The following is a 7,402-nucleotide window of genomic DNA, read 5'->3' as shown; positions in this document are numbered from 1 at the left end:
AACGCGGACCTTCAACGGGTGATCGACCGGGTTGTCGCGCTTGATGGTCACGCGTCGGCCACCCGCTCCGCGCCCGACGGCACCGACGCGAGGGCCGCCGCGCGCGCTCGGACCACCGCCAGTGCGGCGGCCAGCTCCTCGGGGGTCGGGTTCCCCTTGACGACCTTGATCACCACGGGACTGCCTCCTAGCGTCTTCGCGTCCTAGAGCGGGATGTTGCCGTGCTTCTTCGGGGGCAGGGACTCCCGCTTGGTGCGCAGCTGCCGCAGCCCCTTCACCACGTGCGCCCGGGTCTCGGACGGCATGGTCACCGCGTCGATGTATCCGCGCTCGGCGGCCGTGTACGGGTTCAGCAGCGCGTCCTCGTACTCGGTGATGAGCCGCGCCCTGGTCTCCTCGGCGGTGCCGGCCTCCTCCGCTTCGGCGATCGCACGCCGGTGCAGGATGTTGACCGCGCCCTGCGCGCCCATGACGGCGATCTGCGCCGTCGGCCAGGCGAGGTTGAGGTCGGCGCCCAGGTGCTTGGAGCCCATCACGTCGTAGGCCCCGCCGAAGGCCTTGCGGGTGATCACGGTGATCAGGGGAACGGTCGCCTCGGCGTACGCGTAGATCAGCTTGGCGCCGCGCCGGATGATTCCGTTGTACTCCTGGTCGGTGCCCGGCAGGAAGCCCGGCACGTCGACGAAGGTCAGCACCGGGATGTTGAAGGCGTCGCACGTCCGGACGAACCGGGCCGCCTTCTCGGAGGCGTCGATGTCCAGGCAGCCGGCGAACTGCATCGGCTGGTTGGCGACGACCCCGACCGGGTGCCCCTCGACACGGCCGAAGCCGGTGAGGATGTTCGGCGCGAAGAGCGACTGGGTCTCCAGGAACTCCGCGTCGTCGAGCACGTGCTCGATCACCCTGTGCATGTCGTACGGCTGGTTCGCGCTGTCCGGGATCAGGACGTCGAGCTCGCGGTCGCTTGTCGAGACCTCGGTGTCGGCTTCCTCGGGGAAGGCCGGGGGCTCGGAGAGGTTGTTCGACGGGAGGTAGGAGAGCAGCGACTTGACGTACTCGATGGCGTCCTTCTCGTCGCCCGCCATGTGGTGCGCGACGCCGGACGTGCTGTTGTGCGTGCGCGCCCCGCCCAGCTCCTCGAAGCCGACGTCCTCGCCGGTGACCGTCTTGATGACGTCCGGGCCGGTGATGAACATGTGCGAGGTCTGGTCGACCATGACCGTGAAGTCGGTGATGGCCGGGGAGTACACGGCCCCGCCGGCGCAGGGGCCGACGACCAGGCTGATCTGCGGGATCACACCGGAGGCGTGGACGTTGCGGCGGAAGATCTCGCCGTACATGCCGAGCGCGCTGACGCCCTCCTGGATGCGGGCGCCGCCGGAGTCGTTGATCCCGATCAGCGGGCAGCCGGTCTTCAGCGCGAAGTCCATCACCTTCATGATCTTCTGGCCGTAGACCTCGCCGAGGGCCCCGCCGAAGACGGTGAAGTCCTGCGAGAACAGGGCGACGGGACGCCCGTCGACGGTCCCGTAGCCGGTGACGACGCCGTCGCCGTAGGGACGGGTCTTCTCCAGCCCGAAGTTCGTCGACCGGTGCCGGGCGAACTCGTCCAGCTCGACGAAGGACCCCTCGTCCAGCAGCAGCGCCACCCGCTCACGCGCCGTCAGTTTGCCCTTGGCGTGCTGCTTTTCCACCGCCCGCCCTGACCCGGCGTGTGTGGCTTCCTCGACGCGGCGCTGCAGATCCGCGATCTTCCCCGCGGTGGTGTGCATGTCGATCGGCTCTGACGGTTGTGACATCGGGGTCGCGGCTCCCTGCGTGGTGTCAACTGCCTGGTGACTTACTTGGTTTTTACTAGCTACTGGTGCGTAGCGTATCGGCGGGCATGGCGCTCGGCGGTGCGGCGTTTGACACACCTCATCTGGGTTGCTTGGCCTCGCCGTCCCCCTTAGGGGACTCCCTCCCGACCCTCGCGGGCGGGTCTCCCGCTTCGCTGCGGACCGCCTGTGGAGAGGGGCCGCCCGGGGAGGTCCCGCGTACGCCCGGCAGGCGGATACCGCCGACCCGGCGGCGAAGGGATCGACGGCTGCGTCGCCGTCCCGGTCGTGAGCGGCGCCGACGAACCAGCGGCCGGCCGACGGGGCGTGGTTCGCGCGTTCCCCGTGTGCCCGGGCGCCGTTGCGGGCGGTCGGTGCGAGGTCGTGAACCCCGCGCACGCACCCGAATGTCTTCGGCGGCTCTGTCGCCTGCGCGTCGTCGGGGTAGAAACGAAACCTGAACGCCCGCTTTGCCGGAGAATCCCCCACAGCCCGGACGCTAGGGTCGATCACGATCCGTGTGCAATCCCGGGTCAGAGGGTCACATACAGCGACGTAGCGACATAAGGATCCGATCATGTCATCAGATGCTTCAGCAGGTGCTCCGGCAGGCCGTTGGTCGAGTCTGGACCGGCCGCCCCTGAACGCTGCCGCACTGCAGCGGGCCCTCGTGACCGGCGAGGGACTGTGGAGCTCACTGGAGGTGGTGGGCTCCACCGGGTCCACCAACAGCGACCTCGCCGCGCGGGCCGCGAAGCTGCCCGAAGGGGCCGTGCTCGTCGCCGAGGAGCAGACCGCCGGACGGGGCCGGCTCGACCGGAGCTGGGTCGCGCCCGCGCGGTCCGGACTCTTCTTCTCCGTCCTGCTGAAGCCCGGCCCCTCGGTGCCGCAGGAGCGGTGGGGCTGGCTGACGCTGCTGGCCGGGGTGGCCACCGCCACCGGGCTCTCGCGCGCCGCCGGCGTGGACACCGCCCTCAAGTGGCCCAACGACCTGCTGGTCACCGTGGACGGGGAGGAGCGCAAGACCGGCGGGATCCTCGCCGAGCGCGTGGGCGACGGGATCGTCCTCGGGATCGGGCTCAACGTGACGCTGACCGACGCCGAGCTCCCGGTGGACACCGCCGGGTCCCTGTTCCTGGCCAAGGCCACCGTCACCGACCGGGACCCACTGCTCAGGGCCGTACTGCGCTCCCTGGAGCAGTGGTACGGAAACTGGCGCGCGGCCGGCGGCGATCCGGCGGCCAGCGGTCTGCAGGAAACGTACGCGGCGGGCTGCGCGACCCTCGGCAAGCACGTGCGGGCCGAGCTGCCGGGCGGGCGCACCCTCACCGGGACGGCCGAAGCGGTGGACACCGATGGACGGCTCGTCGTGCGGACGGCGGAGGACAAGCACGAGGCCGTGGGGGCAGGGGACGTCGTCCATCTGCGGTCGGTGCGGTAGCCCGCGCGGGGACCGCCCCGGGTGACGGAGTAGGGGAGTGAGCTACGGCACACCTGCCGTATGGTTTAGGCGATCCCGGTCCTCGCGGTGATCACCCGGTTCGGCAGTGCGCACGGCAATGGACAGGAGGCGGCCCTTGACCGTCGACGACCCTCAGTCCAGCGCGCCCGCCCCCGGTACGGCGACGGGTGGCACGGGCGGCTCCGGCGGCTCGGGCGGCTCGGGAGTCCACGCCACACCGATCGGGCGCGAGCAGCACACTCCCCACCACGAGGTCGACCACACGGCGCAGCCGACGGCCGACCCGCTCGCCATCCGCCTGGAGCAGCTGATCCTGGGCGCGGAGCGCCGGTACACCCCCTTCCAGGCGGCTCGCAGTGCCGGGGTCTCGATGGAGCTCGCCTCCCGCTTCTGGCGGGCCATGGGCTTCGCGGACATCGGCCAGGCCAGGGCCCTGACGGAGGCCGACGTACTGGCGCTGCGCCGGCTCGCCGGCCTCGTCGAGGCCGGGCTGCTGAGCGAGCCGATGGCGGTCCAGGTGGCGCGGTCCACCGGGCAGACCACGGCCCGCCTCGCGGAGTGGCAGATCGACTCCTTCCTGGAGGGCCTGACGGAGCCGCCGGAGCCGGGGATGACCCGTACGGAGGTCACGTACCCGCTGGTCGAGCTGTTGCTCCCGGAGCTGGAGGAGTTCCTCGTCTACGTGTGGCGGCGCCAGCTCGCGGCCGCCACCGGGCGGGTCGTGCAGGTGGCGGACGACGAGGAGATGGTCGACCGGCGCCTCGCGGTGGGCTTCGCGGACCTGGTGGGCTTCACCCGCCTGACGCGGCGGCTGGAGGAGGAGGAGCTCGGCGAGCTGGTCGAGTCCTTCGAGACGACCTCGGCGGACCTGGTGGCGGCGCACGGCGGCCGGCTGATCAAGACGCTGGGTGACGAGGTGCTGTACTGCGCCGACGACGCGGCGACGGCGGCGGAGATCGCGCTGCGGCTCATCGAGACGATGGAAGCCGACCCGCAGATGCCGGAGCTGCGCGTGGGCATCGCCTTCGGGACGGTGACCACCCGGATGGGCGACGTCTTCGGGACCACGGTGAACCTGGCTTCGAGGCTGACGTCCATAGCGCCGAAGGACGCGGTCCTGGTGGACGGCGCGATGGCCGAGGAACTGGGCCGCACGGGCGCGGCGCCGGTCTCGGAGAAGGAAGCGGAGAACGAGGAGGGCGGCGGCGCCTACCGCTTCGCACTCCAGCCGATGTTCCAGCGCCCGGTGCGCGGCCTGGGCGTCGTGGAGCCCTGGTCGCTGACGCGCCGGAGCCCCAAGACCCCCGGTTGACGTGCCCCCGGGCCGGCCGGCCCGGGGTTCCTGACGCGGCCGGCCGGATGTCCCGTGGTGCCGGTCCCCGCGCTGATCGGCCGCCCGGGCGTGCTGCCGGGCGTGCTGCCGGGTGGGCTTGATACCCGCCTCGGCCCGGTTCACCGACCGGCCGCATCGTTCTCCCGCGGAGATCGCCGGAGAACGACGGCGACACATCGGCGAGCGACCCGCCCTCCTCGTCGCGCCGGCCTCTGTGATGCGTGTGCGCGACAGGTCGGCCGGTGTCGCGGAGGGCGTCCCTGCTGCGCGCCCCTGCCTGCGATCACGCGGACAGTCGTTCCACACCACGCGCGCGCACCCGAACGCCCGCCCGGGAATTCGGTGTGCCGGAGGCCTCCTTCTGAGCTGCTCCGCGCGCTAGAGTCCGGCGATAACGGTCGTTAACTTGGAGGGTCCACAGATGTCGGAGCAGCGCTTCGGAGAGTTCGTCGCGGTACGCCGTGAAGGCGATGGGCGCGTCGCCGAGCTGGTGCTGGATCGGCCCAAGGCGATGAATGCCGTGTCGACCGAGATGGCGCGGGGGATCGGCGCCGCGTGTGCGGAGCTGGGCGCGGACCCTTCGGTACGGGTCGTCGTGCTCTCCTCGACCGCCGGGAGGGCGTTCTGCGTGGGCGCGGACCTCAAGGAGCGGAACTCCTTCTCGGACGCCGAACTGCTGCGGCAGCGGCCGACCACGCGGGGCGCGTACGGGGGAGTGCTGGAGCTTGCCATGCCGGTGATCGCGGCGGTCCACGGGTTCGCGCTCGGGGGCGGCTTCGAGCTGGCCCTCGCCTGCGATGTCATCGTGGCCGACGAGACGGCCGTCGTCGGGCTGCCCGAGGTGTCGGTCGGGGTGATCCCGGGCGGCGGCGGCACGCAGCTCCTGCCGCGGCGGGTGGGGGCGGCGCGGGCCGCGGAGCTGATCTTCACCGCCCGGCGCGTGGAGGCCGCGGAGGCGCTGGATCTGGGGCTGGTGGACTCGCTGGTGCCGGCCGGGTCGGACCGTGAGGCCGCCCTGGCGATGGCGGCGGCGATGGCGGCGAACTCCCCGGTCGGCCTGCGGGCCGCCAAGCGGGCGCTGCGGCTCGGGCACGGCATGGACCTGGCGGCCGGGCTGGAGATCGAGGACGCGGCATGGCGGACGGTGGCCTTCTCGGGGGACCGGGCCGAGGGCGTGGCGGCGTTCAACGAGAAGCGCAAGCCGGAGTGGCCGGGGGTGTGAGGGCGCGGGGCGGGCCCCGGGTGGGCCCGGGGCGCCCCGGATCGAGCCCGGGAGAGCGTCCGCGATCGTGACCGGGTGTGATCTCGATACCACCGAATGCCGCGCCAACGGTCACTAAATCGGACAAAACTCCCTAACCTGGGGTGATGGGTGTTGACGGGCGGCTTCGAGCCGTTGTGGGCCTCGCGCAGGCCATGGCGGCCGCGTGCGCGCCGCGGGACTGCGTGCGGGCCGCCGCGCGCGGGGCGAGGCTGGCGATGGACGGATCGTTCGCCGCGATCTCCGCGTGGGAGCGGGAGCGGGGGCGCCTGCGGGTGCTCGTGAACGAGGGGGAGCGCAGGGACGGGGAGGAGGAGTTCCCCGAGGACGAGTCGTACCCCGTGCACGACTTCCCCGAGATCACCGAATTCCTGCACGAGCGCTGGGTCGGCGGGGGCGGTCCCCACGCCTGGGTGGACAGCGCGGTCGGGCACCGGCCGGGTCGCCGGGGCGAGGCGCTGCGGCGGCGCGGGCGCGGCACGTGCGTGGTCGCCCCGATCGTGTTGAGCGGACGGGCCTGGGGCGAGCTGTATGTGGCCCGGGACGAGGGCATGGCGGACTTCGACGAGGACGACGCGGAGTTCGGAGAAGTGCTCGCGGCGGTGATCGCGGCCGGGCTGGCGCAGAGCGACCGGCTGGAGGAGGCCCGGCGGCTCGCCTTCACGGACCCGCTGACCGGGCTGGCCAACCGGCGGGCCGTGGACATGAGGCTCGACGAGGCCCTGGAGGAACACCGGCGGAGCGGGGCCGAGACCGTGGTGAGTCTGGTCGTCTGCGATCTGAACGGCCTGAAGAAGGTCAACGACACCCTGGGCCACGCGATGGGAGACCGGCTGCTGGAACGGTTCGGCTCCGTGCTCAGCCTGTGCGGGGCGATGCTGCCGGGTGCGCTGGTCGCGCGGCTGGGCGGGGACGAGTTCTGCCTGGTCAGCGTGGGGCCCTCGGCGGACGAGGTGGTACGGGTCACCGAGGAGGTGTGCCTGCGGGCCGCCGAGCTGGAGCTGGGGGAGGGGGTCGCCTGTGGCGTCGCGTCCACGGGGGATCCGATCGGGCCGGTGAAATCCTCCCGGCGGCTGTTCAGGCTGGCGGACGCGGCGCAGTACAAGGCGAAGGCGGCGCGGTCGGCGAAGCCGGTGGTCGCGGGGCGCGACACGGCGGTGGTCCGGCTCGCCGACGCGGAGCCCGGGGGGCCGGGGGAGCGGCGCCGCTTCCGCGGGCGGGCGTAGCCCTGGCGGCGGCCCCGCTGGGTCCCCGTGCCCCGGCTGGGCCCCCGCGCCCCGGCTCGGTGCGCGGCTCGCCTGGCGGCCGGTGCCCCGCCGCCCTGGCGGTCCCGCCCCGGCCCCGGGTGGGTAGGGGGCCTCGCCCCGGAGGGCCGACCTGGCCGCACCCGCCCGCAGGGCCCACGCCGGGACGGCAGTGGCGGGGGGCCCCGCCGGCCCCCCCCGGCCGGGGGGCGGGGCCGCGGCGCGGTGCCCGGTAAGCCCCGGCCCGCCGCCCCCCGCGCGCGGCGCCTCGGTGGGGGGGGAAGA

At 73.0% G+C, this 7,402-nt stretch carries 5 protein-coding genes and 2 pseudogenes; 4 read left to right on the top strand and 3 right to left on the bottom strand.

The window, feature by feature from the left end; translation table 11 throughout:
- Window positions 1-68: 68 nt before the first annotated feature.
- From ABZY57_RS31290 to ABZY57_RS31280, 3 genes and pseudogenes are all read right to left on the bottom strand, one after another.
- A pseudogene (locus ABZY57_RS31290) lies at window positions 69-173 on the bottom strand (acyl-CoA carboxylase epsilon subunit); the annotation flags it as partial.
- Between the two features lie 30 nt (window positions 174-203).
- Window positions 204-1,799, bottom strand: coding sequence for an acyl-CoA carboxylase subunit beta (locus ABZY57_RS31285; protein ID WP_356517693.1), 1,596 nt, complete (start codon window positions 1,797-1,799; stop codon window positions 204-206).
- Between the two features lie 417 nt (window positions 1,800-2,216).
- Window positions 2,217-2,396 (bottom strand): annotated as a pseudogene (locus ABZY57_RS31280) (helix-turn-helix domain-containing protein); the annotation flags it as partial.
- Here ABZY57_RS31280 and ABZY57_RS31275 point away from each other — a divergent pair.
- The 4 genes from ABZY57_RS31275 (at window position 2,395) to ABZY57_RS31260 (ending at window position 7,099) form a co-directional block, all read left to right on the top strand.
- On the top strand, window positions 2,395-3,258 hold the full coding sequence (locus ABZY57_RS31275) for a biotin--[acetyl-CoA-carboxylase] ligase (RefSeq protein ID WP_356517689.1): 864 nt from the start codon (window positions 2,395-2,397) through the stop codon (window positions 3,256-3,258). The pseudogene ABZY57_RS31280 and the gene ABZY57_RS31275 overlap by 2 nt on opposite strands.
- A gap of 241 nt (window positions 3,259-3,499) precedes the next feature.
- Entirely contained in the window at window positions 3,500-4,591 is a 1,092-nt protein-coding gene (locus ABZY57_RS31270) for an adenylate/guanylate cyclase domain-containing protein (RefSeq protein WP_356517691.1), read from the top strand.
- A gap of 442 nt (window positions 4,592-5,033) precedes the next feature.
- Window positions 5,034-5,834: an enoyl-CoA hydratase-related protein gene (locus tag ABZY57_RS31265; protein WP_356517687.1), complete on the top strand. Its 801-nt coding sequence runs from the start codon at window positions 5,034-5,036 to the stop codon at window positions 5,832-5,834.
- Window positions 5,835-5,980: 146 nt separating this feature from the next.
- Complete coding sequence (locus ABZY57_RS31260; protein ID WP_356517685.1) at window positions 5,981-7,099, top strand: sensor domain-containing diguanylate cyclase; 1,119 nt, start codon at window positions 5,981-5,983, stop codon at window positions 7,097-7,099.
- The last annotated feature ends 303 nt before the right edge of the window (window positions 7,100-7,402 follow it).

The sequence above is a fragment of the Streptomyces sp. NPDC006450 genome (genome assembly GCF_040612195.1).
Lineage (GTDB): Bacteria > Actinomycetota > Actinomycetes > Streptomycetales > Streptomycetaceae > Streptomyces.
This window is presented reverse-complemented; position numbering and strand designations above follow the sequence as displayed.

Coding starts and splice junctions, on each gene's coding strand:
- ABZY57_RS31285 (WP_356517693.1), bottom strand. CDS start 1,799: ATGTCACAACCGTCAGAGCCGATCGACATGCACACCACCGCGGGGAAG.
- ABZY57_RS31275 (WP_356517689.1), top strand. CDS start 2,395: ATGTCATCAGATGCTTCAGCAGGTGCTCCGGCAGGCCGTTGGTCGAGT.
- ABZY57_RS31265 (WP_356517687.1), top strand. CDS start 5,034: ATGTCGGAGCAGCGCTTCGGAGAGTTCGTCGCGGTACGCCGTGAAGGC.
- ABZY57_RS31260 (WP_356517685.1), top strand. CDS start 5,981: ATGGGTGTTGACGGGCGGCTTCGAGCCGTTGTGGGCCTCGCGCAGGCC.